Source organism: Streptomyces sp. NPDC127595 (assembly GCF_042671685.1).
Lineage (GTDB): Bacteria > Actinomycetota > Actinomycetes > Streptomycetales > Streptomycetaceae > Streptomyces.
Map to the genome: position 1 here is coordinate 111,267 of NZ_JBHXWK010000016.1, position 24,995 is coordinate 136,261.

Consider the following 24,995-nt stretch of genomic DNA (forward strand, 5'->3'; position numbering starts at 1 on the left):
GTGACTGAGGCATCCCAGAAGGCTCCGTACACCACGAACAACGTCGGCATTCCGGTGGAGAGCGACGAACACTCGCTCACCGTGGGTCCCGACGGTCCGATCCTGCTCCAGGACCACTACCTCATCGAGAAGATGGCCCAGTTCAACCGCGAGCGGGTCCCCGAGCGTGTGGTGCACGCCAAGGGCAGTGGCGCGTACGGGTTCTTCGAAGTCACCAATGACGTCAGCCAGTTCACCAAGGCCGACCTCTTCCAGCCGGGCAAGCGGACCGACATGCTGGCGCGGTTCTCCACGGTGGCCGGCGAGATGGGCTCTCCCGACACCTGGCGCGACCCCCGCGGTTTCGCGCTCAAGTTCTACACCGAGCACGGCAACTACGACCTCGTGGGCAACAACACCCCGGTCTTCTTCGTCCGTGACACGATCAAGTTCCAGGACTTCATCCGCTCGCAGAAGCGCCACCCGGCCACCGGGCTGCGCAGCAACGACATGCAGTGGGACTTCTGGACCCTCTCCCCCGAGTCGGCACACCAGGTGACCTGGCTGATGGGCGACCGCGGCATCCCGAAGACGTACCGCCACATGAACGGCTACAGCTCCCACACCTACATGTGGATCAACGGCGCCGGTGAGCGGTTCTGGGTGAAGTACCACTTCAAGACCGACCAGGGCATCGAGTTCCTCACCCAGGCCGAGGCGGACGAGCTGGCCGGTCACGACGCGGACAAGCACCGCCGGGACCTGTACGAGTCGATCGAGTCCGGGAACGCGCCGACCTGGTCCCTGAAGGTCCAGATCATGCCCTTCGAGGACGCGGCGGACTACCGCTTCAACCCCTTCGACCTGACCAAGGTCTGGCCGCACGGGGACTACCCGCTGATCGACGTCGGCCGGATGACCCTCAACGAGAACCCGGACGACCACTTCATCCACATCGAGCAGGCCGCGTTCGAGCCGTCGAACCTGGTGCCGGGCGTCGGCCCCTCGCCGGACAAGATGCTGCTCGGCCGGCTCTTCTCGTACCCGGACACCCACCGGTACCGGATCGGCCCGAACTACAACCAGCTGCCGCCCAACCGCCCGCGCTCCCCGGTGAACTCGTACGCCAAGGACGGCCCGATGCGCTACGAGGCGTCCAACGCGGCGATGCCGTACGCGCCGAACTCCTACGGCGGCCCCGCGGCCGACTACGGGCGCTTCGGTGACCCCGCGAGCTGGCAGACCGCCGGCGAGCTGGTGCGCGAGGCGTACGCGCTGCACCGCGAGGACGACGACTGGGGCCAGGCGGGCACGATGGTCCGCCAGGTGCTGGACGACGCGGCCCGCGACCGGCTGGTGTCCAACATCAGCGGCCACCTGAAGGCCGGCGTCTCGCGTCCTGTCCTCGACCGCGCCGTCCAGTACTGGCGCAACGTCGACAAGGAGATCGGCGACCGGATCGCGAACAACGTCAACGGAGGCTGAGTACGAGCGAGGGGGCGCCCGGTGTGATCAACCGGGCGCCCCCTCGGCACGCTCACTGAGCGTTCGGATCAGCCGGATCCTCCGGGATCCCGATGGTCGGTGTCGTCGCGGGCGTGGTCGCCGGCTCGGTCGACGGCGGCTTGCTCGTCGTGGGCTCGTCCGACGGGGTCACCGGAGCGCTGCTGGTGGTCGTCGGCGGCTTGGTCGTCGGTTCCTCGGTGGTCGGCTCCTCCGAGGGCGTGCTGGACGGCGTCTGCGTGAGGGTGGGCGTCGGGGTGGGCTTCACCGCCGCGCCCTGCGTGGTGTCCAGGTCGAACTTGGTGACCTTGCCCATCGCGCCGAAGGTGTAGTCCGCCCAGATCTGGGCCGGGAAGCCACCGCCGTTGACCCGGCCGCCGCCAGCGGCGCCGGTCAGGGAGACCTGCGCGCCCGCCTTGTCGCTGCCGGGCGCGCCCTCACCGAAGAGGCCGACCGAGGTGACCAGGTTCGGCGTGTAGCCGGTGAACCAGGCCGACTTGTTGTCGTCGGAGGTACCCGTCTTGCCCGCGACCTGCTGGCCGTTGCGGTTGTCCGCCTGGGCGACCGACACCCGGGCCGTACCGTCGTCGACCACACCGGTCAGCACGGAGGTGACGGTGTCGGCGGCTTCCACGCTGATGACCTGCTCGCCGATCGGGTCGGCGAACTTGACCGTACGGTCCTTGTGCTCCGCCGACGCCACGATGGCCGGGGTGACCTTCCTGCCGTGGTTGTCGAGGGTGGCGTACATGCCCGCCATCTCCAGCGGGCTGGCGCCCATGGTGCCCAGCGTCTGCGCCGGCACCGCCTGGACTCCCTTGGTGTCCATGCCCAGATCGGCCGCGACCTTCAGCACGTTGTCCATGCCGACGTCGACGCCCATCTGCGCGAAGACGGAGTTGATGGACTTGTTCATCGCGGTCTGGACGGTGACGTCGCCGTAGTCCTGGTCGTCCTCGTTCGGCGGCGAGAAGGCGATGTCGCTGCCCTTCACCGCGCGGCCGCTCGTACCGTCGTAGATCGTGTTCGCCGTGATCGGCTTGTCGTCCTGCGTCTTGGCGTTCTGGTCCAGCGCGGCCGCGAGGATCACCGGCTTGAAGGTGGACGCGGGCTGGTAGTCGGCGCGGGTCGCGTTGTTGATGTAGTGCTTGAAGTAGTCCGTGCCGCCGTACATCGCGAGGACCTTGCCGGTCTTCGGGTCGACGGACACGGCGCCGGCCTGGACGTCCGCGTCGACGTCCCGCTTCTTGGCGTCCAGGTTGCTGGTCAGCTTCGCCTTGACGGCGTCCTCGAGCTGGCCCTGCTTCTTCTTGTCGATGTTGAGCTTGATGGTCCAGCCGCCCGCCTTGACCATGGCCGTCGCGTCGTCCAGGTCGGCTGCCGTGCCGTCGGTGACGAGCTGCTTCGCCAGCGCGCTGTTGGCCTCGTCCACCAGGTAACCGGTCTGGCCCTCCATACCGGGCGCGCCCTGCGGGTCCTTGGGCACCGGAAACTTCAGGGCCTTGCGCTCGGTCGAGTCCAGCCAGCCCTGCTCGACCATGTTGTCCAGGGTGTAGTTCCAGCGCTCCGTGACCAGTTCCTTGCCGGTGTCCGTGGCGACGGCCCAGTCGTACTGGCTCGGCGCCTGGAGGAGCGAGGCGAGATACGCGCCCTGCGCGACGTCGAGGTCGCTCGCGTCGACGCGGTAGTAGGCCTGCGCCGCGGCCTGGATGCCGTACGCGTTACGGCCGTAGTAGCTGGTGTTGATGTAGCCCGCGAGGATGTCGTCCTTGGACTGCTGCTGGTCCACCTTCAGGGAGATGACCATTTCCTTCAGCTTGCGCGTGACGGTCTGGTCCTGGGTGAGGTAGTAGTTCTTGACGTACTGCTGGGTGATCGTCGAGCCACCCTGAAGACCCTTGCCGGAGAGGGTGTTGATCAGACCGCGGGCCGTGCCCTTGAGGTCGATTCCCGAGTCCGTGTAGAAGGACTTGTTCTCGGCGGCGACGAAGGTCTGCTGAACTTCCTTGGGCACCTTGGCCAGCTCCACGACCTCACGGTTCACCGTGCCGGTGCGGGCAAGGGTCGAGCCGTCGCTGTACTGGTAGATGTTGCTCTGCTGCTGCGCGGCCGCGTTGCCCGCAGGCACGTCGACGACCATGTAGAGCACGATGAAGGCGCCCATGCCGAGCAGGCAGAAGCCGAAGACCGTGCCGAGAATCGTCTTCCAGTTCAGGAACCGGCGTATGCCACTGCGGCGGCCGGCCTTGTCCTTGCCCCCGGCCGAATCCTTGCCCTTGCCCCTGGCCGAGCGCTTGGGCGCCGCGCGGCGGTGGCCCTGCGCCTGCCGCGCTCGTCTCTCATCCGCTCGTCCCATGGGTCGATCCGCTCCGCTTCACTCTCGTGTGGCACACAGGTTCGTAGGTCAGGTCAGCTCAGCAAACTAACACCACGCGGTATGACAAAGGCCCGCCGATCCGGTCTTTTACGGACGTGAGAATCAGCACGCAACACACTCCAGCCTCACGGGAACCGACTAGCGAGAGGGCTGGAAGGTTGCGGAGCGGGCCAACGCGCCGTCGCTCAGCCGGCTCGAAGCGGGGGGAGGGCCGGGCGAGTGGGCGTACAACCAAATGCCGCCCAGGCGTGTCACACATTGCGGCAAGAAAGCATACGTCCGCAAAAAGGAGGCTTTGCCATGGCTGCCATATCCCCTCGCCTCATCAATCGACCGGTGTTACGGGTCGCGTCGGCGCTGACACTGGCTCTTGGTGGAGGGCTGGCCGCCCCGCTGGCGCTCGCCGGTGCCGCCAGTGCCGCGCCGCCGTCGGCCACCGCCGAGGTCATCGACGGATCGGTCGTGTACACGGCCGCGGACGGCCAGGTGAACAAGGTGACCATCACCGCGGACCATCTCAACGGCCTCGGAAGCATCGTCTACGTCATCAAAGACGTCGTCCCGATCGACTCCAGGGGCAACTGCTCGTATCGCGACTCCAGCATTACCGAATGCGATGTCCCGATCTCGGACAGCCAGGACCCGTACCCCACCCTGAAGGTGGATCTCGGCGATGGAAACGACACCCTCGCCTACACCAACAGCACCGAGCAGAACTACAACTTCGCGTCGACCGACCTCGGTACCGGAAACGACACGTTGACCGAAGCCAGTGGCCTCAACGGCAACTACGTCGACGGCGGTGCCGGCAACGACACCCTGACCGTCGGGGAGGCCTCGGTCGCGATGGGCGGTGACGGCAACGACACGATCCACGCGGGCAAGGGGACCCTCGCGCTGGGCAACAAGGGCAACGACACGATCTTCTCCACCGGTTTCGTCGACGGTGGCGTGGGCAGCGACGTGATCAGCGGGGGCGCGGGAGGCCAGAGCCTGAACGGCGGCGACGGCGCCGACAAGATCTCCGGCGGGACCGGGAACGACCGCCTGTACGGGGGGAAGGGCAACGACACCCTGCACGGCAACAGCGGCAACGACACCATCTACGGAAACAGCGGCAACGACAAGCTGTACGGCGGCCCGGGCAGGGACACGCTCTCCGGCGGCCCCGGCAGGGACACCGTCCGTCAGGACTGACCTCACGCTGAACAGGTCCGCACCCGCACAACGCGCGGCTACTCCGCGAGAATCGCCTCGGCGTCCAGCGTCGTACCCACGGCCTGGACGACCGACGCGATCTTGAACGCCTCCTGGATCGTCTCGCGGTCCACCCCGGCCCTGCGGAGCGTCTGCTCGTGGGAGTCGAGGCACGCACCGCAGCCGTTGATGGCGGAGACGGCGACCGACCACAGCTCGACGTCGACCTTCTCGACCCCCGGGTCGCCGATGACGTTCATCCGCAGACCGGCGCGCAGCTTGCCGTACTCCGGGTCGGAGAGCAGGTGGCGCGTGCGGTGGAAGACGTTGTTCATCGCCATGAAGGCGGCGGCCGACCTGGCGGCGGTGTACGCCTCCACGGACAGGTTCGCCCTGGCCTCGGGCGCCAGTTCCCGCAGTACGCGGGGGGAACGCGAAGCGATGGCGCACACCAGCACCGTCCCCCACAGCTGCTGCCGGGTGAGGCAGGAGTCGTCGATGACCGTGCCGAGGTTGCGGCGCAGGTCCTTCGCGTAGTCCGGTACAGCGGACTTCAGTTCATCGAGTGACATGAGACCCATCTTGAGTCGTTTTCCACGGTGCGGACGAGGCGGCTGCCGCCACATGCCGAATTGATTGGCGAGATGACTACACTCGGACGCCCTGATCGGAAACGTCTATCAGTCGCCATGGGTGGGAGTGCGGTCATGTCCAACGCCAAGAGCACCAGGGCGGCGGGGAGCGGGCGCCGTCAGCCCACCCTCGCCCAGCTGCGTGCCTTTGTTGCCGTGGCCGGGCAACTGCACTTCCGGGACGCCGCCGCGGCGATCGGGATGAGTCAGCCCGCGCTGTCCGGTGCGGTCTCCGCGCTGGAGGAGACGCTCGGGGTGACGCTGCTGGAGCGGACGACCCGCAAGGTGCTGCTCTCACCCGCCGGAGAGCGTCTCGCCGTACGGGCGAAGGCAGTGCTCGACGAGGTCGGGGCGCTGATGGAGGAGGCGGAAGCGGTACGGGCCCCGTTCACCGGGGTGCTGCGGCTCGGGGTGATTCCGACCGTCGCGCCGTATCTGCTGCCCACCGTCCTCAGGCTGGTCCACGACCGCTACCCGGACCTCGACCTCCAGGTCCACGAGGAACAGACCGCGAGCCTGCTGGAGGGCCTCGCGGTCGGCCGGCTCGACCTGCTCCTGCTCGCCGTGCCGCTCGGTGTGCCCGGAGTCGTCGAACTCCCTCTGTACGACGAGGACTTCGTGCTCGTCACCCCGCTGGACCACCGGCTGGGAGGGCGGGAGGAGATCCGGCGCGAGGCCCTGCGTGAGCTGAATCTGCTGCTCCTGGACGAGGGGCACTGCCTGCGGGACCAGGCACTGGACATCTGCCGGGAGGCCGGCCGCGCGGACGCCCCCGTCACCACGACCGCCGCCGGGCTCTCCACCCTCGTCCAGCTCGTCGCAGGCGGCCTCGGCGTGACCCTGCTCCCGCACACCGCCGTCAAGGTCGAGACGAGCCGCAGCAACCAGCTCCTCACCGGCTACTTCGCCGACCCGGCACCGACCCGGCGGATCGGGCTGGCGATGCGTACGGGGGCGGCCCGCGCGGCCGAGTACGCGGAACTGGCCGCAGCGCTCCGGGAAGCGCTGCGGCCATTGCCCGTACGAGTCCTCTGAGCCGTTCGGCTCACCACGGCGCCCTACTCCGTACGCAGCCCGTCCGGCCGCATCAGCCGCAGCAGCGGTGGCAGGCTGAGGAGCGTCACCAGGACGACGACTCCCGCGCCGATGCCGGTCATCGACAGGACGCTCGCCCAGTCCACCCGTACCGGAGTGGTCGTCATCTTCAGCAGGACCGCTCCCAGGATCAGGCCCACCGTCGAGGCCAGGGCAAGACCGAGGGCGATCGGGATCGCGGTCTGCCAGAGCACCGACAGGCTCAGCGTGCGGCGCCGGGTGCCGAAGGCGACCAGGGCCGACAGGAGCTTCTTGCGTTCGCGCAGTTGCTCCAGCTGGGAGACCAGCAGGCTCGCGCCGATGAGGAAGAGGACAGCGGTGGCGCCGACGAACAGGCCGGTGCGGATGGAGGTGTACTGCTCGGACTGAGTGCTGGACGACCACACGAAGGGGTCGGAGAACCGGCTGATGTCCGCCGCCGTGTTCCGTATGTACTCGTTCACGTCCGGCACGGACTCGTCGGCGCTGAGATAGATCTGCCCCTCGACGACCGGCGCGGCCTTCGCCGGAAGGGCGCTCGGCGTGAACAGGAACCCGCCGCGGTACGAACCGTTCTGGTCCACGATCACCTTGGCCTGCTTCAGGTCCTGCGGCACGGTCCAGGCGATCTCTTTGCTCCGCGGGAGGTCCGCGTAGGACGGGTCGATGTAGAGCGTCTTGCCCGGCTTGGCCAGTGTTTCCGTTTCGGTGTCGAATCCGGTCCCCGTGACGGCGAAGACGTCGCCGTCGTGGCACGAGGGCAGAGTCGCCAGCTCACGCAGCGAAGCGCAGTCGGCGACCGTGATCCCGTTGGAGAACTCGGGGTCCTTCCTGCTGTCGCCGAGGTAGCCCTCGGAGTAGGCCGACACGCTCGTGACGCCCCTGGTCCGCTCGAACTTCTCGGCTGCGGGGTCGAGCGGGACCCCGCTCGGCACGGATACCTGCATCTGCGCCCGCGCCAGATCGTTCTGGGACACCTCGGTGTAGTCGCTCTCGACGCCGGCGAACAGCATCTGCAGGGCGATCGCCCCGGCCACCGCCACCGCGATGCCGTTGACCATGCGGGCCGCCGTACCGCTGCTCAACTGGAGCCTGCGTACGGCCAGTTGCCAGGCCACGCCACCGGAGCCGAGCCGGGCCACGACGGCCTCGACGATCCACGGCAGCAGCGCGGTGACGCCGACGAGCAGCAGGATGACGCCGCCGATGACGAGGTACTGGTTGAAGTCCCCGTTCTCCCGGCCCTGCCCGATCATCGGGTAGAGCATCGCGAGCCCGGCCAGCGGCAGCAGCAGCCGCCACCACAGCCGGCGCCGCGCCGGCCGTGCCGAGCGCACCACCCCGAGCGGCTCGATGACCACACCGCGCAGCGCGAGCAGGGTGACCAGCACCGCAGCCACCGGCACCGCGAGGGCGACCAGCGCGGCCAGCGCGGGCGAGGGGTTCAGATAGCTGGGGAACACGCTGACGTCGAGGACCTCGACGGAGCCCGCGATCTCACGGCCGATGAGGAAGAAGACCGTGCCGAAGCCGAGCCCGACCACGGCGCCCGCGAGCGCCTCACCGGCGGCGATCCGCCGGGTCATCCGGCTGTCGGAGCCGACCAGACGCAGCGCGGCGAGCCTGCGGTCGCGCCGCTCACCGCCGAACCGTACGGCCGCCGCGATGAAGACTCCGACCGGCGTCAGCAGCACCACGAACATGACGAGGACCATGAGGATCAGTACGGGATCCATCTGGTCGGAGGTCGGATTCGGATTACCGAATCGGTCGATGCGGGTCACCCTGCCGCTGTCGATCTGCGGCGCCAGGCCTTCGCCGCCCAGGTAGAAGGCGAGTTCGGCGGAGCCGACAAGTCCGGGCTCGGCGATGGTGCCGACGGTGCGGAACGGCAGCCGCTCGCGCAGCAGCTTCCCGCTGTCCGACTTCAACAGCTCGTCCAGCGCGGGAGATACCACCATCTCGCCGGGCGCCGGGAACTTCTCCACCCCCGGCGGGAGCGGCGCCCCGGGGCCCTCGGGCTCCAACTCCCGCCCGCGGACGTTCTTTTCGCGATAGGTGGTGCTGACGTTCCCGACGACCAGCGTGTTGTCGGCCTTCGGCTTCCGTACGTCGCTGAACGTGATGTCCGTGCGCGCGTTCTCGCGGTCGTGCCGGGCGGTCAGCGCGCTCGGTATCGCGGCGGTGAGCAGCAGCAGCGCCACACCAAGTCCGACGCCGACGGCCGTCAGCAGGACCCGTACCCACCCCTCGCGGCCGCCGGTGAAGGCGAACCGGGACCCCATGGCCAGGTCTCTGGCCCACTGGCGGGCCCAACGTGCCTTCATACGGCCCGCTCCATGTCCCGGGACTTTCCGTCGCGTACGACGATCTCGCGGTCGGAGTAGGCCGCCACCCGTGCCTCGTGCGTGACGAGCACGATGGCCGCGTTGGTGGACCGGGCAGCCTCCGTGAGCAGTTCCATCACGCGCTCGCCGTTGAGCGAGTCGAGCGCGCCGGTCGGCTCGTCGGCGAACAGCACACGGGGGTCGGTGACCAGTGAACGGGCTACCGCCACGCGCTGCCCCTGGCCGCCGGAGACCTCGCCGGGCCGCTTGCTCCTGAGGTCGTCGACCTCGAGCTGCTCCATCCGCGCCAGGGCGGTGCGCTCGGCCTCCTTGCGGCCAGTGCCGTTGAGCCGCAGGGGCAGGGCGACGTTCTCGACGCAGGTCAGCTCGGGCACGAGCTGTCCGAACTGGAAGACGAACCCGAACTCGCTACGCCGCAGGGCACTGCGCTGCGTGTCGTTCATCGTCGCCATCTCACGGCCGTTGTACGTGATCGAGCCCGAGTCGGGCGTCACGATTCCGGCGAGGCAGTGCAGCAGCGTGGACTTGCCGGAGCCGGAGGGTCCCATCACCGCGACGACCTCGCCGGGGTGGATGGAGAACTCGGCGCCGTCCAGCGCGGTCGTCGTTCCGTACGTCTTGCGAAGGTCCACCGCGGTCAGCAGGGAACCGGGAGGTGCAGTCGGCTGGTTCATCGCGCTCATCGGAGTCGTAGGGGTGGTCGGGGTGGTCATCGGCTCGTCACCGCCTCGGCGAGTCTGTCGAGGCGCGCGGCGGTCAGCTCCAGCCACCGCAGGTCGGCCTCCAGATGGAAGAGGGCGTGGTCGCAGATCAGTTGGTCCGCGAGATCGCCCTTGCGCTTGCGGTCGGTGAGGATGCGCATCATGCGCAGGTGCTCCGAGCGCTGCGTGTCGAGGATCTCGCTCGCGTCGCGGTGGGTGAGCAGCGCGAGGACGACCTTCGTGTAGAGGGTCGACTGCAGATACGGCTCGGGCTTCTCGGGAGTCGCCAGCCACTGCTGTACGTCGGTGATCCCGGCCTCGGTGATCGCGTACCGCTTGCGCTCGGGACCGTCGCCCGCCTCTATCCCGTCGACCTCCACGAGACCGTTCTTCAGGAGGCGCGACATCGTCGAGTAGACCTGGCCGTAGTGCAGCGGCCGGTCATGACCGAACTTCTCGTCAAAGGCCCGCTTCAGGTCGTAACCGTGACGGGGCCCGGACTCCAGGAGTCCCAGGAGGGTGTGGCCGATGGACATGGGGAGGACTCTACACACGGCGTATACATGGCGTGTATACGCACTGCGTATAGAGGGCGATTGAAAGTAAATAAGCGCAGGCCAGGGCCCATTGTCACGGTTCTGTCACCGACCTTTTAGCCCGTCCGGCGTTTGAGGACGAGCGCGCGCCATCCCGATCCCCCACCCGCCCGTGGGGCGGTGTTTCAGCCCGTCCGGCGTTTGAGGACGAGCGCGTTCAGCGCGATGCGGGGGTCTGGGGGCGGAGCCCCCGGAGACAAGGGACGGGTAGGGGCGGAGGGGGCGAAAAACACCACCCCGCGCCCACGCGCTACGGCACCGGCCGCCGCACCGGAGCCACTTCCACCGCCGTGGCACCCCCGGGCTCCTCGGAGGTATACGACCGCAGATAGCCCACCACCGTGTTGGTGACGGCCACCAACGGCACGGCCACCACCGCCCCGCCGATCCCGGCGACCATGCCACCCGCGGCGACCGACAGGACGACCGCCAGCGGATGGACCCGTACAGCCCGCCCGAGAATGAACGGCTGCAGGATGTGCCCCTCGATCTGCTGCACGGCGAGCACCACGGCCAGCACCATGACCGCCGTGAAGGGCCCCTGCGTCACCAGCGCGACCACCACCGCCAGCGCCCCCGAGATCACCGCACCCACGAGCGGGATGAACGCGCCCAGGAAGATGAAGACGGCGAGCGGTACGGCCATCGGGACGTCGAGGAAGTAGATGCCGAGCCCGATGAAGATCGCGTCGATCAACGCCACCACGACCGTGCCCCGGACGTACGCGGTCAGCGTGCGCCAGGCCCGCGGGCCCGCACCCGCGACGCCCGGACGGGCCGCCGCCGGTACCAGCTTGAGCGTCCACTCCCAGATCTGCTTGCCGTCGTAGAGGAGGAACAGCGTCGAGAACATCGTCAGCAGGATCCCGGTCAGGGCCTCGACGATGACGGTGACGCCTTCGAGACCCGCCGACGTGATCTGGTCCGTGTTCGTGCCGATCGCGTCGCGCAGGTTCTTGGCGATCTCGTTGATCTGCTTGTCCGTCACATGGAACGGGCTGTTGAGGAGCCAGTTCCGCAACTCGTCGACGCCGTCCTGGATCTGGTCGGAGAGGGTGTCGATGTTCTCCTGGACCTGCCAGACCACGAACCAGCCGATCAGCCCGATGACGACGAAGCCGAGGATCGCGGTGAGTGCGGTGGCCAGCCCGCGCGGCACCCCGTAGTCCTTCAGACGGGCGACGGCGGGTTGCAGTATCGCGGTGATGAGCAGCGCGGCCACGAAGGCGAACACCACCAGCTGTACGGCGCCGATGACCCGCATCAACACCCAGACGGTGCCCGCGAGTACGAGCAGCCGCCAGCCGGCCTCGGCGGCGACCCGTACACCCCATGGCACGGCCACGGCGGGGTCGGGGCGGGCGGCCACTGCGGTCACGTAGGTGGGAGGGGCGGGAGCGGGGCCGGTAGCTGAAGCGGAGGCCGCGGCGGGGTCGACAGGGGCACCGGAGAGATCGGAGACGCCCGAAGCTGCTGCTGCCGTGTCGTCGTGAGAACCCCGCGCGTTGGGGCCGCCGCCCGACGAGGACCGAGCACCCGACAACGGCGGGGCATTACCTGGGGACTGGGTATCTCCCGGGGCGTCGACCGCCTGCGAAGACGAGGAGTCCGCGGAGGACGCTCCGCGTGACCCGGCGTCCCGGGCCGGCCGGTCGTCGGGCCCGGACTGCGACTCCCGCTCCACCTCGGCCCGTCGCTCGTCCAACCGTCTGCCCAGTTCGGTCAGTCCGGCCCCGGCGCGGCCGAGCCATCCTGGTACGCGCGACATGATCCGTCCTTTTCCCCCGCCCCCGTTGCTCCCCACCACTCCCCCCTGGAGTCGTCGGATCCGACCGTACATGGCCGGAGCCCCTCACCGTAGGACGGGGAGGGGCTCCGAAAGGTTGAGCGGCCGGCGTGCTGAGCGCGGCTTTAGTACCAGTTGTTGGCCTGCCAGAACGACCAGGCCTCACAGGGACTGCCGTAGCGGTCGTTCATGTAGTTGAGGCCCCACTTGATCTGCGTGGCGGGGTTGGTCTGCCAGTCGGAACCGACGGACGACATCTTGGAGCCGGGCAGGGCCTGGAAGAGACCGTAGGCACCGGAGGAGGCGTTGACGGCCGTGTAGTTCCAGCCGGACTCGTGGTCCACGATGTTGCTGAAGCACTGGTACTGGCCGCTCGGCACCATGGACTGGGCCATCGCCTGGATCTGCGCGGTGGTGTACGAGGACTGCACGGCGAAGCTGCTGGCGTCGGCGGTCGCGGCCTTGCTGGCCGCTTCCTCGGCTTCCTTCTTCTCCTTGGCCGCCTGCTCGGCTTCCTCAGCGGCCTTCTGCTTGGCCACGGCGTCGTCGGCAGCCTTCTTACGGGCGGCTTCCTCGGCGTCCTTCTTGGCGCTCGCGTCGGCCTGGATGGCTTGAGCGGTGGCCTGCTGCGTCAGGGATGCGGTCTGTACCTGTGCCTGCTGGCCGACAGGTATGTCCGCGAGGAGAGTCGCGTCGCTTGCCGTCGCCTCGGCGTCGTTCGAGGGAGCAGCGGTGCTGCCCGAGGCAACTCCGACGACGCTTCCGACAGCGGTGACCGCGGTGGCCGAGGCCACTGCGAATCCCCGGACCGAAATCCGGCTCACACGGTTTCCTTCCAGCATCGACCGCTTAGGTGACCCTCGCGGACGCAATCGTGCCCCTTTGACGCTGGCCTCCCAACTGCGGGGTCACGGGAGGCGCGGGCCCGGTGGGCAACTCCCTTGCGGGGATTGCCGCGTGGTGCGCGGGCGGCATACGACGGCTCTATGGAGTTCTGAGGTTCCTGTGGTGCCGTACCGCTGGGGGTACAGGTGTGTCGTATGCGGGGCCTGACAGGAGTGAGACTCTGCCGTACCTCGACGCCACAGGGCAATTCCGAGTTGCGTGTGAAAGCTCACACCTCGTTTGTCCCAGGAGTTTCGCGGAAACAAGCGCGCACGAAGACGCCGCCCGGCTAGGCTCTTCGCCTTTGCCGGACGGCGCCAACTACCGTGCATCCGCCACCCATTACCGGAACGGGTCCAGATGGGTCAGACGGTTCAGATTTGCCCTTCCTCCAGCATTTCGGTCACTAGTGCCGCGATCTGGGACCTCTCGGACCGGTTCAGGGTCACGTGCGCGAAGAGCGGATGGCCCTTCAACTTCTCGACCACGGCGACCACTCCGTCGTACCGGCCGACTCGCAGATTGTCCCTTTGTGCCACGTCATGGGTCAGAACGACCCGTGAGTTGGCGCCGATCCGGGACAGCACCGTCAGCAGCACGTTCCGTTCCAGCGACTGTGCCTCGTCCACGATCACGAAGGCGTCGTGGAGGGAGCGGCCGCGGATGTGGGTGAGCGGCAGGACCTCCAGCATGCCGCGTGCGGTGACCTCTTCGATGACCTCGCGCGAGGTGACGGCCGAGAGGGTGTCGAAGACGGCCTGCGCCCACGGGCTCATCTTCTCCGACTCGGAGCCGGGCAGATAGCCGAGCTCCTGCCCGCCCACCGCGTACAGCGGCCGGAAGACCATCACCTTCTGGTGCTGGCGCCGCTCCAGGACGGCTTCCAGACCCGCGCAGAGCGCGAGTGCGGACTTGCCGGTGCCGGCCCGGCCGCCCATCGACACGATCCCGATGTCCGGGTCCAGGAGCAGATCGAGCGCGATGCGCTGCTCGGCGCTGCGGCCCTTGATGCCGAAGGCCTCACGGTCGCCGCGGATGAGCCGGACATTGCCCTCGGACGTCACGCGCCCCAGTGCCTTGCCGCGCTCCGACTGGATCGTCAGGCCCGTGTGCACCGGCAGTTCCGCCGCCTCGGGGACGTAGACGTGCCCCTCGTCGAAGAGGATGTCCACCTGCTCGCCCGCGAGGGTCAGTTCGGACATTCCGGTCCAGCCGGAGTTGCCCGTGATGGCGAGCTCCGCGCGGTACTCCTCGGCGAGGAGTCCGACGGAGGACGCCTTGATCCTGAGCGGCAGGTCCTTCGACACGACCGTGACGTCGTACCCCTCGGCCTGCAGATTGCGGGCCACCGCGAGGATGCGGGAGTCGTTGTCCCCCAGGCGGTAGCCGCTCGGCAGGACGCTGGGGTCCGAGTGGTTGAGCTCGACGCGCAGGGTCCCTCCGAGGTCCCCGATCGGGAGAGGTGCGTCGAGGCGGCCGAACCGCACCCGGAACTCGTCGAGCAGGCGCAGGGCCTGCCTGGCGAAGTAGCCGAGTTCGGGATGGTGCCTCTTGGCCTCCAGCTCCGTGACCACGACGATCGGCAGCACTACTTCGTGCTCGTCGAAGCGGTTCAGGGCGTTCGGGTCGGCCAGCAGGACGCTGGTGTCGATTACATATGTGCGCCGGTCTGGCATACGGCGCTTTGTGCTGGTCACCACGGAAGGACGTACCCCCTCGGATGAGGTCGGGGAGCGACGAAGGAGATCTGGACCGGTCTGCGGCGCCGATGCGCGGGCCGAAAACCGGCCCTCCGCTTCGTCCGTACTGACCGCACGGTCGGGCTGGTGCAAAGGGCCTCCCGGGCGGACGGCCCCGTGCCGCCCGCTGAGATCCGATGCCCGTGGTTCGGGCATCGACCTGGAAGGCTTATGCCCTCGAACGCGCGATGCCATGCCATGACATAGAACGGCGCGTTCGTTAACTCCTGATGACGTACGTCCCTTACGGCTTCCTGAGCGGACCTGCACGGCGTCCTGAGCGGACCCGCGGGTCAGCCGCCGTAGCGGCGGTGTCGCGCCGCGTAGTCGCGCAGGGCGCGCAGGAAGTCGACCTTGCGGAAGGCCGGCCAGAAGACCTCACAGAAGTAGTACTCGGAGTGGGCCGTCTGCCAGAGCATGAATCCGGACAGCCGCTGCTCACCACTCGTACGGATCACGAGGTCGGGGAACGGCTGGCCGCTCGTGTAGAGGTGCTTGCCGATGAGGTCGATGTCCACGGACTCGGCGACGTCCTCGATCGAGGCGCCCCTGTCGGCGGCGTCGAGGAGCATCGAGCGCACGGCGTCGGCGATCTCCTGGCGTCCGCCGTAGCCGATGGCGACGTTGACGAGTATCCCGTCGACGTGCGCGGTGGACTCCTCGGCCTCCTTGAGGGTGTTCTGCATCTGCCCGGGCAGCAGGTCGGGCGTGCCCACGTGATGGACGCGCCAGCGGCCGTCCGTGGCGAGGGTGCGGACGACGTTCTCGATGATCCCGAGGAGCGGGACCAGCTCTTCCTCGGGACGGTCGAAGTTGTCCGTCGACAGCAGCCACAGGGTGACGACCTCGACGTCGGTCTCGGAGCACCAGCCGAGGAACTCCTCGATCTTCTCGGCTCCGGCCCGGTGCCCGTGGGCAGCCGTGGAACCCGCCGCCTTCGCCCAGCGCCGGTTGCCGTCCATGATGACGCCGATGTGCTTGGGCACCTGATCGTGATCGAGGTGGCCCTCCACCCTGCGTGCATAGAACCTGACCAGCAGTCGGCGCAGGTTGTCGCGCAGGTTCACGAGTTGTCAGCCCCTCCGTGCAGATGACGATCCCCCAGGGCCGACACCCTACCCCTGTGGGAACGCAGTGCTCCCTTGGGGTACAGGGCTCTCCTGCGACGAGCCGCGAGGCTCTCCGGCGAGTTGTCCGTGCGCTGAAGTAGCTTCGTATTCATGAACGACATTTCTGTATACGGCGCAGCGCCGGAGCGGTACGACTCGATGGAATACCGGCGTACGGGGCGCAGCGGACTGCGGCTGCCCGCCGTCTCGCTCGGCCTGTGGCACAACTTCGGTGACGACCGGGGCCTGGAGTCCCAGCGCGCGATCCTGCGCCGCGCCTTCGATCTCGGCGTCACGCACTTCGACCTGGCGAACAACTACGGGCCGCCGGCCGGCTCGGCCGAGCTCAACTTCGGCAAGCTGCTGAAGCAGGACTTCGCGCCGTACCGGGACGAGCTGGTCCTGTCGACCAAGGCGGGCTACCTGATGCACCCCGGCCCGTACGGCGAGTGGGGTTCCCGCAAGTACCTGCTGTCGTCGCTGGACGCCTCATTGAAGCGGATGGGCGTCGAGTACGTGGACATCTTCTACTCGCACCGCTTCGATCCGGACACTCCGCTGGAGGAGACGATGGGCGCGCTCGCGTCCGCGATCCAGCAGGGCAAGGCCTTGTATGTGGGGGTGTCCTCCTACACCGCCGAGCAGACCGCCGAGGCGGTCCGCATCCTGACGGAGCTTGGGGTGCGTCCGCTGATCCACCAGCCCTCGTACTCGATGATCAACCGCTGGACCGAGGACGACGGCCTGCTCGACACGCTGGAGGCGGCCGGCATGGGCTGTATCTCCTTCGCACCGCTCGCGCAGGGCCTGCTGACGGGCAAGTACCTCAAGGGCATCCCGGAGGGCTCACGCGCCACCCAGGGCAAGTCACTCGACCCGGGCCTGGCGGGCGACGCGGATGTCGTACGTCGGCTGAACGGGCTGAACGACATCGCGGCCCGCCGCGGCCAGTCCCTCGCGCAGCTCGCGCTCACCTGGGTGCTGCGCGACGAGCGGATGACCTCCGCCCTCATCGGCGCGTCCAGCGTGCGGCAGCTGGAGGAGAACCTGGCGGCGCTGTCGGCGCCGCGGCTGTCGGACGAGGAGCTGAAGGAGATCGACGCTTTCGCGGTGTCGACGCCGGGGACGAACATCTGGGCCGGTCGGCGCTGAGTCACCGGGGCTTCGGTCCGCGGAACCGGGGGCGCATGGGGGGCGCCCGTCGGGCGGGCCGTGCGCGGGGACAAAAAACGGGCCGGTCCGTGGGGGGGAGACGGACCGGCCCGAGGGGGGGTTTCCACCATAACCCTTCGTAAGTGATGCTGCGTGCATCGGCGTGCCACAACTACTCTCCGGAGTTGCCCGACGACGCCGCGATGGGCACGGAAGCCCGGATTCAGGGCGTGATCATGGCCGAATAACAGCGGATTCAAAGGGATTCTCCGGCGCTCGCGGAGGATTCGGAAAGATCCGGTGGATTTGCACACCGTTGTGCTCTTCCCTGGCCACCCACCCGGACGTACTCCAGGAGAGTGACCGCCCCAGGTACGCCCGCTTGACGCCCCCGCTAACTTCGCAGCCATGGCCACGTTCACCACCCCCGAGACATCCGAGCCGGTGCCACTGGAGCTCGCCGAGTCGGCGCGGGCCCGGGGGCGTGGACTGCTCGGCCGGGACGGGATCGAGGGGGCGCTGCTGCTGAGTCCGGCGAACTCGGTGCACACGCTGGGGATGCGGTTCGCGATCGACGTCGCCCAACTGGACCGCGAATTCCGGGTTCTTGCGGTACGGACGATGCGCCCGGGCCGGGTGGGGCTGCCGCGCCCGCGCGCCAGGCATGTTCTGGAGGCGGAGGCCGGGGCGATGGAGCGGTGGGGGGTACGGCGCGGGGTACGGCTCGTGGTCCAGGCCGGGTGACTCGGACCGGGCCGGCTCGTGGTCCGTAAACCGGGGGCAGTGGCCCTGCCGCGGGCCGGTGACGTCACGTCAGGCCACTTCAGGGAGTGGACCCGGCACCGCGCAGCCCCCTCCACTGCGCGGTGCCACACGCGCAGCTTTGCTCACGCGAATTACCTTGGTCTGAACTTACGCGAGGCAAACAGCCGAGGCGAGCCGCTCTCGATAACGATGTGGAAAACCTGTGCACTGCCCGCCACACCCCGGACACGGTCGCGCCTGGCCCCGGACGCCGCCCATCTCCCGCCCTGCGTCCGCCATACGGACGGACATCTCACGCAGACCGTGCCGCATCGGCATGTTTTCGGTCAATCAGCCGGACAGTCGGTTCCCGCCCTCTCAGAGGACAGGATCTGACCTCTTTCGGCTCTAGCGTCGGCGTATGTCAGCGAAGATCACATGGGACCAGGCGAGCGCGCGGCGACTGGAACGGCAGTTCCTCGCCGTGCCGGCGGAGACCACCACCCCCGTTGCCGAGGTCGTCGGCGCGATGCTCGGCGCGCATGCGCAGGTGCTGTCGGCGGCCGAGGTGTCGGTGGGCGTACGCACGGAGGGGCTGACGCGGGCGGACGTACGCGCGGCGCTGTGGGAACACCGGTCGCTGGTGAAGACGTACGGTCCGCGGGGCACCGTGCATCTGCTGCCCGCCGCCGAACTCCCCCTCTGGACGGCCGCGTTGTCGGCGATTCCCACCGGCCAGGGCCCGTTCGCACGGGACGTACGACTCAGTGAGGCACAGGCGGAGGAGGTGGTCGCGGCGATCGGGGACGCGCTGGACGGGGCGTTTCTGACCATTGACGAGCTGGGCGACGCGGTCGTGGCGCGCACCGGGCCGTGGGCCGGGGACCTGGTGATGCCCGCGTTCCAGACCATGTGGCCGCGCTGGCGTCAGGTCATGCACCGGGCGGGGCAGCGCGGTGCACTGTCCTTCGGCCCGAACCGGGGCCGCAAGGTGACGTACACGCGCCCCCCGCACTTCGAACCGATCGCGGCGGACGCGGCGCTCTCCGCTCTCGTACGCCGCTATCTGCGCGCATACGGACCGGCGACCCCGGCCGACTTCGCCAAGTGGGCGGCGGCGCCGCGGGGTTGGGTGGGTGAGCTGTTCGCCGCCCGCGCTGCTGCCGGTGAGATCGAGGAGGTCGGATTCGCGGGAGGGCCGGCCTGGGTGGCGGCGGGCGACACGGAGTTCCCCGCGGCGCCGGTGCGCGGGGTGCGGCTGCTCCCGTACTTCGACGCGTACGGAATCGCCGCCCAGCCGCGCGAGACGCTGTTCCCCGGGGCGGCGTACGAGCGTGCCCTCGCGGGCGGTCAGGCCGGGAACTATCCGGTGCTCCTGGTCGACGGCGTGGTCGCGGGAGTCTGGCACCAGCGGCGCCAGGGGCGGCGTACGACGATCACGGTGGAGCCGCTGGGGCGGCTGACCGCCGCGCGGGAACGGGAGTTGGCGGCGCAGGTGGCGCGGGTGGGGGATGTGCTGGAGGCGAAGGCGGAGCTGGTGATCGGGAAGGTGACGGCGGGGGCGCATGCGTGAGGGCGTCGGCCCGGTTTCCAGGCCGGCGCGCGTCGGCGTGCTGTCCTGGCTTTCGGGCCGCCACGCGTCGGCGCACTGGCCGGGGTGCCGGGTGCGCACGCCCAGGCGGGCTATGCCGGCTTGCGGGCCTCGATCAGGAAGCGGGTGCTGTGGGCGACGAACGGTCCCTCGGTCTCGATCTGCCGGTGCAGGGCGAGGAGTTGGGGGCGGTACTGGCCGACGGTGAAGCCGGGGACCATCCAGATCACCTTGCGCAGGAAGTGGACGACGGCTCCGATGTCGTGGAACTCGATACGGAGGCGCTCCGAGCGGAGGTCCACGAGGACGAGCCCGGCGGACTCGGCGGCGGCGACGGCCCGGTCGGGGTGCCTGCCGTTCCTGACCTCGTCCGGCTGCGGACCGAGGAAGTACTCCACGACCTCGACGACGCTCGCCGGGCCGACCTGCTGGGAGAAATAGGTGCCGCCCGGGCGCAGGACGCGCGCGATCTCGTCCCAGTACGTACGGACGGGGTGACGGCTGACGACCAGGTCGAAGGCCTCGGCCGCGAAGGGCAGCGGCGCGTCCTCCGGGGAGGCCACGACGACGGCGCCGCGCGGGTGCAGGAGCGCGGTGGCCTTCGCTACGTTCGGCGCCCAGCCCTCGGTCGCGGCGGTCAGCGGCGGGAACTCCGGCGCGGAGGCCAGGACTTCACCCCCGCCGGTCTGGATGTCGAGGGCGGCGGACGCGTGCGCGAGCCGCTCCCCCATCGCCCGCGCGTATCCCCACGAAGGCCGCTCCTCGGTGGCCCGGCCCTCGAACCAGGAGAAGTCCCAGCCGTCGACGGACGCCGCCTCGGCCTCGGCGACCAGGGCTTCGAAGGTGCGGTGGGAGGTGGGCATGCGGGGATCCTCCCAGGGGGTGCGGGAGGGGCGCGAGGGATTTTCACCCCGGCGCGCTCGGGACCCGGCAGGGCGCTGCGAGGCGCTGCCGGGAGTTCGCGGGCCTTGTCAGTGGTCGCTGCTACGTTCCGGGCATGGCGACGAATCGAGGGGCCCTCCAGGTGCCGTACACCGGAGGCGAGAAGGAGAGTCTGCACGCGAGTCTCAAGCGGCATCGGGACGCGGTGCTGTGGAAGCTGGAGGGTCTCGACGACGAGCAGCTACGGCGGCCGATGACCCCGTCCGGGACCAGTCTGCTGGGCCTGGTGAAGCATCTGGCGTCCGTCGAGTACGGCTGGTTCTGCTCGACCTTCGGGCGCGAGGTCGAGCCGTTCTGGTTCGACCCGTTCGCCGGGGAGGACATGAGCGCGGGCCAGGGCGAGACGACGGCACAGATCGTCGACTTCTACGCCCGCGCCCGTACCGCCGCCGACGGCACGATCACCGAGCTGTCGCTGGACGAGCTGGGCAAGTCCTGGGACGGGAGGACCGTCTCCCTGCGCTGGGTCCTGATCCGGATGGTCGAGGAGACGGCCCGGCACGCGGGGCACATGGACATCGTGCGGGAGTTGATCGACGGCCAGGAGGGGGATCACCGGCCGGGCTGACGCCCCTCCGAACCGTTCCGGTGAACTGGGGTGGCGCCCCTCAGGAGACCAGCGGCCGTACGTCGCCGGCCACGAACCGTACGAAACCCTCGGGGTCGGGTTCGTCGGCGGTCGGCTGGAGGATCACAGTGTCGGCCCCGGCGTCCGCGAGGCGCTGGACCGCCTTGGCCACCGCGCCCGCGTCACCGGCGACTCCGTGCTCGGGCAGCTGAGCCTCGCCATTGGCCTCGATCTCGGCGCGCAGCCGGGCCTCGGCATCGGGCCCGGTGGCCGCGTGGAGGTAGACGACCACCCGGTGGTCATCGGTCCGCCCTGCTTGCGCCCGCCCCTCGTCGATGAGCAGACGTGCCTGTCGTACGCCCTCGGGTGAGGTGGCGGCGGTGAGGATGGTGCCGTCGGCCGCCGCGCCGGAGAGCCGGAGCGTACGGGGCCCGGTGGCGCCGGTGAGAACCTCCGGTACCTCGGTCGGCGGCCAGTCGAGGGCGACGCCGTCGAGCTTCACGTACCGCCCGTCCGTGCTGACCCGCTCGCCACGCAGCAGCGCGCGCAGGGCGTCGAGGTACTCGCGCAGCAGGGTCACGGGTGACTCGGCCCGCGCCCCGACCTGTCCCATCCAGTCCTGTACGCCGTGGCCGACGCCCAGGATCGCGCGCCCCGGGAACAGCCGGTGCAGCGTGGCCGTCTCCATCGCGGTGACGGCGACATTGCGCAGCGGGACGGGGAGCAGGCCCACGCCGACCCGCACCTGTTCGGTCCAGGCGAGTGCGGCCGCCGCCGCCGAGATCCCGCCCTCCAGGAAACAGTCCTCCCAGAACCAGAGTTCCTCAAGGCCCGCCTCGTCCGCCGCGCGCGCGACGGCACGCAGACGCTCGGGGGGCAGCTGAGGCCGGAACACCGCACCTAGTCCAGTCATGCGGCCTTACTACCCATAACTGGCCCGGCGGACAACTGCCGTACGCGGCACCGGCGGTGTCGGCTCGCTCGGGTGCGTATCGCAGGAGTACGACCCCACTTCCGCTGTCGGGGCGTCAGTCCGTCTCCGTGCGGAGTGCAGGCGGCCACTCGGACCGGCAACGCCCCATTGCCGCCCCCTCCTTCCGTTGTTAGCCTCGCGCGAGCCCGCAAGATCAACTCTCGTACCCCTCAAGGGAAATGGAGACGAGACGGATGGGAACAGCACAACGCCCGTGGGAAGCCGACTTCGACGCCGGGTTCGCCCGGCGGCTGGGACGGTCGCCGCAGGAACTGGGACTGACCAGCGCCACCGAGAGTTGCCCGGACATATGGGAGCTCGACAACGGTGACTTCGCGTTCATAGGGCGCGAGGCGACGGATGCGTACGAAGAGCGGCTGCCGGCCGGGGTGTCCGTGGCGCAGGACGAACGCGTGGTGATCATTCCGCGCAGCACCCTCCTCGCCGCGAAGCGGGACATCCCGGATGCCTGACACACCTGACCGTCACCATCAGGAGGGCTCGGGCAAGTCCACCCTCTCCCGCATAGGGGATCTGCGTGACGCCGGAACCCCGCTGTCCCGCGCGGACTACCTCGCGCGTTTTCGTGAGGAGTACCCACGCTCCGCTCTCGTCGACAAGCTGGAGTCCGGGCAAAGCTTCCGTGAGCCCGGATACGGCCCGTGGGAAGCCACGCAGGAGGGCGAATGGGCTCGTGCGCTGCGGCTCGCCGAATCCGAACGGCCGGCGCTGGCACGCCAGTACGACGACGCCCGCGATCGGGGAGCCCGGTTGCGGCGCGTTCGCATCGTCCAACTCCCACCCTCGGACTACGTGTTGTGGGAGATGAGCATCCTGCGCCTGCGCGCCGAACTCGGCGAGGAGATCCGCGTGATCAGCGACGCCGAGCCTGGCCCCGAGCCGGGCCGGGACGGCTTGCGACACCCCCCCCCCCAGCGCATATGCCCGAACTCGTCGTCCTCGGGTCCATCGCTCTCTACGAGTTGCGGTACACCCATGACGGAGACCTCGACGGCGCGGTACGCCACACCGATCCGGAGCTGATCGGAGGCTGCCGCCGGGACATCGAGCAGCTCCTCGCCGAGGGTGAGGAGCTGCTCGCGTTCCACGACCGCGTGACCGGCCCGCTGCTGGCCGCCCGGGCGGAAGAGGGCGCACCGGAAGAGGGTTCCGCCGATGAGCGGTGACTCCTCCGGAACCGGGCCCTCCGGGGCCGGGCGCGACGGGCACACAGCCTGGCGCCGCTTCGGCAGGCCCTCTCCCCCGGTCAGGATCAGCCTGAGCGTCCTGGCCCTCGCCGTGTCCGCAGCTCTCGTCCTGCTGTCCCCACTCGCCCTGCGCGCTTTCGGCCCGAGCGACTCCGGTTCCGACCGCGACTGGCAGCGCGTGGGCAACGTCGCCCAGGCCTACGGCGCCGTATCCGCCCTGATCGCGGGACTCGCCCTCGCGGGCATCGGCGCGTCGCTGGTGTTCCAGGCCCGGGAGAGCAAGGCCAACCGCGAACAGGGCATGCGTACCGCTCACACCGAGCTGATACGGATGGCCATGACCGACCCGTCCCTCATGGCCTGCTGGGGCCGGCTCGACGCGAACACCTCCGAGGTGGCCCGGCGCCAGCATCTGTACCTGAACCTGGTGCTGTCGCACTGGGAGATGATGTACGAGCTGGGCGCCCTGACCGACAGCCAGCTGCGGCAGGCAGCCGAAAGCATCTTCAGGGCAGCACCGGGCCGCGCCTTCTGGGCAGCGTCCCGAGACGCCCGCAGCGACGCCGCCGGAACCCGGCGCGCCAGGCGATGCCATCAACTCCTGGACGAGAGCTATGAGAGGGCTGCGATCTCTCCTCCCGGCCCGACGGGTGGGTGATATCGGGCGGGTGGGCACCTGGGCGGGTGGCGGCTACGAGGACGGTTGGGGGCGCCCGCTCCTCGGTCCAGGCCGCTCCCCGCCCCCTTGGCCATGCCGCACGTTCGCCGAACGCCACCGTGTTGTGCGCGTCGGACACCACGTGAAAATCCGCGGTGACCTGAAACGCTTCCCCGTCTCAACAGCGGTAGTTGCCCCATCAGCCATGAGGACAGCTCCTGGTGTGCGCCGGCGATCAGCCCGGGTCGAGGCCGAATTCGTGGTCCAGCTGGTGGCCCTGAGTAACGACGAGCAACTGACGAGCTGGCTGGTGGGGGAGCGCAGCGAGCCGATCCCAGCCGGACCGTGCGCGTCATGACCACTTCTGCCTCGCCGGGGGCCGGGGGCGGATGGGGCCGGGGGCGGATATCGACTGACACACACGGAATCCCCGGTGACGCACATAACGACGGCATGTCGCACTGCATTCTGTTCGCCATGTCCGAAGACAAGCGGAACACGACCATCACGGTCCGTGATCTTCAGCGCAACGCCGCCGCTGCACTCAAGCGGCTGGAGCGTGGCGACACCATCACCGTGACCCGCCTTGGCCGTACGGTTGCCCGGACACTGCCTCCGGATCCCGCCGAAGAGGCGATCAACCAGGCGGTGGAGGACGGCGTCATCGACCGCGCCGACCTGGCCCGTGCCCGCACGGCAGCGGAGACGGCCAAGATCCGGCGAGCCCCCGCCTTACCGGACGGGGACGTGGCGGGCCAGTCACTCCAGGACCTACGGGATCTGGAGGGTGATCGCTGATGTCGGTGATCTACCTGGACACGTCGGCGGCGATCAAGCTCTTCAAGACCGAGGTGGAAAGCGCCGCTCTCGAACGGTGGCTCACCCGGCAGGGCTCCCTGACGGTTCTCACCAGCGATCTGACCCGCACGGAGCTGCGACGGGCTCTGACAGCCTGCGGATCGGACTAGGAGACGCTCCGCGAGGTGGACGAATGGCTGGAGGACTGCGCGCTCGTACGCCTGCGCCCCGCCGCCTTCGACAGGGCCGGCCGCCTGCCGCACACCGAACGCCTCCGTTCAGTCGACGCACTGCACTGTGCCGCGGCACTCAGTCTGGGCAGCGCCGTCAGTGCGTTCGTGGCGTACGACAAAAGGCTCATCGAGTGCGCGCATGCGCTGAGTCTCCCGGTCCAGAGCCCCGCCGAGCTGTGAACCGCCGTCCAGCCCCCGCTTC

General features: G+C 69.1%; 23 protein-coding genes and 1 pseudogene. 13 read left to right on the forward strand and 11 right to left on the reverse strand.

Annotation, left to right across the window (positions count from 1 at the left end):
* On the forward strand, positions 1-1,464 hold the full coding sequence (locus tag ACFVKT_RS36480; RefSeq protein ID WP_385739953.1) for a catalase: 1,464 nt from the start codon (positions 1-3) through the stop codon (positions 1,462-1,464).
* A 52-nt stretch (positions 1,465-1,516) separates the two neighbouring features.
* Here the strand turns inward: ACFVKT_RS36480 and ACFVKT_RS36485 are convergent, their stop codons facing one another.
* Positions 1,517-3,838 (reverse strand): transglycosylase domain-containing protein, encoded by a 2,322-nt coding sequence (locus ACFVKT_RS36485; RefSeq protein ID WP_385739956.1) that lies wholly within the window; start codon positions 3,836-3,838, stop codon positions 1,517-1,519.
* A 321-nt stretch (positions 3,839-4,159) separates the two neighbouring features.
* On the opposite strand from ACFVKT_RS36485, the gene ACFVKT_RS36490 reads away from it, so the two are divergent.
* A complete protein-coding gene (locus ACFVKT_RS36490) occupies positions 4,160-5,056 on the forward strand; it encodes a calcium-binding protein (protein WP_385739959.1) in 897 nt (298 codons plus the stop codon).
* A 38-nt stretch (positions 5,057-5,094) separates the two neighbouring features.
* Here the strand turns inward: ACFVKT_RS36490 and ACFVKT_RS36495 are convergent, their stop codons facing one another.
* The gene (locus ACFVKT_RS36495) at positions 5,095-5,628 is read right to left on the reverse strand and encodes an alkyl hydroperoxide reductase (protein ID WP_385739961.1); all 534 of its coding nucleotides are present in this window, start codon (positions 5,626-5,628) and stop codon (positions 5,095-5,097) included.
* Between the two features lie 135 nt (positions 5,629-5,763).
* On the opposite strand from ACFVKT_RS36495, the gene ACFVKT_RS36500 reads away from it, so the two are divergent.
* Positions 5,764-6,723, forward strand: a complete 960-nt coding sequence (locus tag ACFVKT_RS36500; RefSeq protein ID WP_385739964.1) for a hydrogen peroxide-inducible genes activator — start codon at positions 5,764-5,766, stop codon at positions 6,721-6,723.
* A gap of 23 nt (positions 6,724-6,746) precedes the next feature.
* Here the strand turns inward: ACFVKT_RS36500 and ACFVKT_RS36505 are convergent, their stop codons facing one another.
* From ACFVKT_RS36505 to ACFVKT_RS36535, 7 genes are all read right to left on the reverse strand, one after another.
* Complete coding sequence (locus ACFVKT_RS36505) at positions 6,747-9,089, reverse strand: ABC transporter permease (RefSeq protein WP_385739967.1); 2,343 nt, start codon at positions 9,087-9,089, stop codon at positions 6,747-6,749.
* Positions 9,086-9,784, reverse strand: a complete 699-nt coding sequence (locus ACFVKT_RS36510; RefSeq protein WP_385740186.1) for an ABC transporter ATP-binding protein — start codon at positions 9,782-9,784, stop codon at positions 9,086-9,088. Before ACFVKT_RS36510 ends, ACFVKT_RS36505 begins: the two co-directional genes overlap by 4 nt.
* Positions 9,785-9,819: 35 nt before the next feature.
* Positions 9,820-10,347 (reverse strand): PadR family transcriptional regulator, encoded by a 528-nt coding sequence (locus ACFVKT_RS36515; RefSeq protein ID WP_385739970.1) that lies wholly within the window; start codon positions 10,345-10,347, stop codon positions 9,820-9,822.
* Between the two features lie 310 nt (positions 10,348-10,657).
* Complete coding sequence (locus tag ACFVKT_RS36520) at positions 10,658-12,175, reverse strand: AI-2E family transporter (protein ID WP_385739973.1); 1,518 nt, start codon at positions 12,173-12,175, stop codon at positions 10,658-10,660.
* A 143-nt stretch (positions 12,176-12,318) separates the two neighbouring features.
* Positions 12,319-13,035 (reverse strand): lytic transglycosylase domain-containing protein, encoded by a 717-nt coding sequence (locus ACFVKT_RS36525; protein ID WP_385739975.1) that lies wholly within the window; start codon positions 13,033-13,035, stop codon positions 12,319-12,321.
* Positions 13,036-13,452: 417 nt separating this feature from the next.
* Positions 13,453-14,778 carry a PhoH family protein gene (locus tag ACFVKT_RS36530; RefSeq protein ID WP_385739978.1) on the reverse strand — a complete coding sequence of 442 codons (1,326 nt, stop codon included), beginning with the start codon at positions 14,776-14,778 and terminating at the stop codon, positions 13,453-13,455.
* Positions 14,779-15,110: 332 nt separating this feature from the next.
* Positions 15,111-15,884 (reverse strand): isoprenyl transferase, encoded by a 774-nt coding sequence (locus ACFVKT_RS36535; protein ID WP_385739981.1) that lies wholly within the window; start codon positions 15,882-15,884, stop codon positions 15,111-15,113.
* A gap of 153 nt (positions 15,885-16,037) precedes the next feature.
* On the opposite strand from ACFVKT_RS36535, the gene mgrA reads away from it, so the two are divergent.
* The 3 genes from mgrA (at position 16,038) to ACFVKT_RS36550 (ending at position 19,395) form a co-directional block, all read left to right on the forward strand.
* The gene (gene mgrA, locus ACFVKT_RS36540) at positions 16,038-17,078 is read left to right on the forward strand and encodes an L-glyceraldehyde 3-phosphate reductase (RefSeq protein WP_385739982.1); all 1,041 of its coding nucleotides are present in this window, start codon (positions 16,038-16,040) and stop codon (positions 17,076-17,078) included.
* A 408-nt stretch (positions 17,079-17,486) separates the two neighbouring features.
* Positions 17,487-17,822: a DUF192 domain-containing protein gene (locus ACFVKT_RS36545; RefSeq protein WP_385739985.1), complete on the forward strand. Its 336-nt coding sequence runs from the start codon at positions 17,487-17,489 to the stop codon at positions 17,820-17,822.
* 421 nt (positions 17,823-18,243) lie between these two features.
* Positions 18,244-19,395 carry a winged helix DNA-binding domain-containing protein gene (locus ACFVKT_RS36550; protein ID WP_385739987.1) on the forward strand — a complete coding sequence of 384 codons (1,152 nt, stop codon included), beginning with the start codon at positions 18,244-18,246 and terminating at the stop codon, positions 19,393-19,395.
* Between the two features lie 110 nt (positions 19,396-19,505).
* Here the strand turns inward: ACFVKT_RS36550 and ACFVKT_RS36555 are convergent, their stop codons facing one another.
* Positions 19,506-20,276, reverse strand: coding sequence for a methyltransferase domain-containing protein (locus ACFVKT_RS36555; protein WP_385739989.1), 771 nt, complete (start codon positions 20,274-20,276; stop codon positions 19,506-19,508).
* Between the two features lie 134 nt (positions 20,277-20,410).
* On the opposite strand from ACFVKT_RS36555, the gene ACFVKT_RS36560 reads away from it, so the two are divergent.
* On the forward strand, positions 20,411-20,923 hold the full coding sequence (locus ACFVKT_RS36560) for a DinB family protein (protein WP_385739992.1): 513 nt from the start codon (positions 20,411-20,413) through the stop codon (positions 20,921-20,923).
* 40 nt (positions 20,924-20,963) lie between these two features.
* Here ACFVKT_RS36560 and ACFVKT_RS36565 read toward each other — a convergent pair whose 3' ends face one another.
* Positions 20,964-21,836, reverse strand: a complete 873-nt coding sequence (locus tag ACFVKT_RS36565; protein ID WP_385739995.1) for an LLM class flavin-dependent oxidoreductase — start codon at positions 21,834-21,836, stop codon at positions 20,964-20,966.
* Between the two features lie 254 nt (positions 21,837-22,090).
* On the opposite strand from ACFVKT_RS36565, the gene ACFVKT_RS36570 reads away from it, so the two are divergent.
* The 6 genes and pseudogenes from ACFVKT_RS36570 (at position 22,091) to ACFVKT_RS36595 (ending at position 24,973) form a co-directional block, all read left to right on the forward strand.
* A complete protein-coding gene (locus ACFVKT_RS36570; RefSeq protein ID WP_385739998.1) occupies positions 22,091-22,369 on the forward strand; it encodes a hypothetical protein in 279 nt (92 codons plus the stop codon).
* On the forward strand, positions 22,362-22,940 hold the full coding sequence (locus ACFVKT_RS36575; RefSeq protein WP_385740001.1) for a DUF6879 family protein: 579 nt from the start codon (positions 22,362-22,364) through the stop codon (positions 22,938-22,940). The genes ACFVKT_RS36570 and ACFVKT_RS36575 overlap by 8 nt, the downstream gene beginning before the upstream one ends.
* Positions 22,838-23,083, forward strand: a complete 246-nt coding sequence (locus tag ACFVKT_RS36580; protein WP_385740003.1) for a DUF6879 family protein — start codon at positions 22,838-22,840, stop codon at positions 23,081-23,083. The genes ACFVKT_RS36575 and ACFVKT_RS36580 overlap by 103 nt, the downstream gene beginning before the upstream one ends.
* Complete coding sequence (locus tag ACFVKT_RS36585) at positions 23,073-23,762, forward strand: DUF6082 family protein (protein WP_385740006.1); 690 nt, start codon at positions 23,073-23,075, stop codon at positions 23,760-23,762. Before ACFVKT_RS36580 ends, ACFVKT_RS36585 begins: the two co-directional genes overlap by 11 nt.
* A gap of 477 nt (positions 23,763-24,239) precedes the next feature.
* Positions 24,240-24,560: a type II toxin-antitoxin system Phd/YefM family antitoxin gene (locus tag ACFVKT_RS36590; protein ID WP_385740009.1), complete on the forward strand. Its 321-nt coding sequence runs from the start codon at positions 24,240-24,242 to the stop codon at positions 24,558-24,560.
* Positions 24,560-24,973 (forward strand): annotated as a pseudogene (locus ACFVKT_RS36595) (type II toxin-antitoxin system VapC family toxin). The gene ACFVKT_RS36590 and the pseudogene ACFVKT_RS36595 overlap by 1 nt, the downstream one beginning before the upstream one ends.
* Positions 24,974-24,995 lie beyond the last annotated feature (22 nt).

What these genes read in the sequence shown, in the direction of transcription:
- ACFVKT_RS36570 (WP_385739998.1), top strand. Translation starts at nt 22,091, where the DNA reads ATGGGAACAGCACAACGCCCGTGGGAAGCCGACTTCGACGCCGGGTTC.
- ACFVKT_RS36555 (WP_385739989.1), bottom strand. Translation starts at nt 20,276, where the DNA reads ATGCCCACCTCCCACCGCACCTTCGAAGCCCTGGTCGCCGAGGCCGAG.
- ACFVKT_RS36520 (WP_385739973.1), bottom strand. Translation starts at nt 12,175, where the DNA reads ATGTCGCGCGTACCAGGATGGCTCGGCCGCGCCGGGGCCGGACTGACC.
- ACFVKT_RS36500 (WP_385739964.1), top strand. Translation starts at nt 5,764, where the DNA reads ATGTCCAACGCCAAGAGCACCAGGGCGGCGGGGAGCGGGCGCCGTCAG.
- ACFVKT_RS36525 (WP_385739975.1), bottom strand. Translation starts at nt 13,035, where the DNA reads ATGCTGGAAGGAAACCGTGTGAGCCGGATTTCGGTCCGGGGATTCGCA.
- mgrA (WP_385739982.1), top strand. Translation starts at nt 16,038, where the DNA reads ATGAACGACATTTCTGTATACGGCGCAGCGCCGGAGCGGTACGACTCG.
- ACFVKT_RS36545 (WP_385739985.1), top strand. Translation starts at nt 17,487, where the DNA reads ATGGCCACGTTCACCACCCCCGAGACATCCGAGCCGGTGCCACTGGAG.
- ACFVKT_RS36510 (WP_385740186.1), bottom strand. Translation starts at nt 9,784, where the DNA reads ATGAACCAGCCGACTGCACCTCCCGGTTCCCTGCTGACCGCGGTGGAC.
- ACFVKT_RS36575 (WP_385740001.1), top strand. Translation starts at nt 22,362, where the DNA reads ATGCCTGACACACCTGACCGTCACCATCAGGAGGGCTCGGGCAAGTCC.
- ACFVKT_RS36495 (WP_385739961.1), bottom strand. Translation starts at nt 5,628, where the DNA reads ATGTCACTCGATGAACTGAAGTCCGCTGTACCGGACTACGCGAAGGAC.
- ACFVKT_RS36485 (WP_385739956.1), bottom strand. Translation starts at nt 3,838, where the DNA reads ATGGGACGAGCGGATGAGAGACGAGCGCGGCAGGCGCAGGGCCACCGC.
- ACFVKT_RS36550 (WP_385739987.1), top strand. Translation starts at nt 18,244, where the DNA reads ATGTCAGCGAAGATCACATGGGACCAGGCGAGCGCGCGGCGACTGGAA.
- ACFVKT_RS36585 (WP_385740006.1), top strand. Translation starts at nt 23,073, where the DNA reads ATGAGCGGTGACTCCTCCGGAACCGGGCCCTCCGGGGCCGGGCGCGAC.
- ACFVKT_RS36560 (WP_385739992.1), top strand. Translation starts at nt 20,411, where the DNA reads ATGGCGACGAATCGAGGGGCCCTCCAGGTGCCGTACACCGGAGGCGAG.
- ACFVKT_RS36505 (WP_385739967.1), bottom strand. Translation starts at nt 9,089, where the DNA reads ATGAAGGCACGTTGGGCCCGCCAGTGGGCCAGAGACCTGGCCATGGGG.
- ACFVKT_RS36515 (WP_385739970.1), bottom strand. Translation starts at nt 10,347, where the DNA reads ATGTCCATCGGCCACACCCTCCTGGGACTCCTGGAGTCCGGGCCCCGT.
- ACFVKT_RS36490 (WP_385739959.1), top strand. Translation starts at nt 4,160, where the DNA reads ATGGCTGCCATATCCCCTCGCCTCATCAATCGACCGGTGTTACGGGTC.
- ACFVKT_RS36590 (WP_385740009.1), top strand. Translation starts at nt 24,240, where the DNA reads ATGTCCGAAGACAAGCGGAACACGACCATCACGGTCCGTGATCTTCAG.
- ACFVKT_RS36580 (WP_385740003.1), top strand. Translation starts at nt 22,838, where the DNA reads ATGCCCGAACTCGTCGTCCTCGGGTCCATCGCTCTCTACGAGTTGCGG.
- ACFVKT_RS36565 (WP_385739995.1), bottom strand. Translation starts at nt 21,836, where the DNA reads ATGACTGGACTAGGTGCGGTGTTCCGGCCTCAGCTGCCCCCCGAGCGT.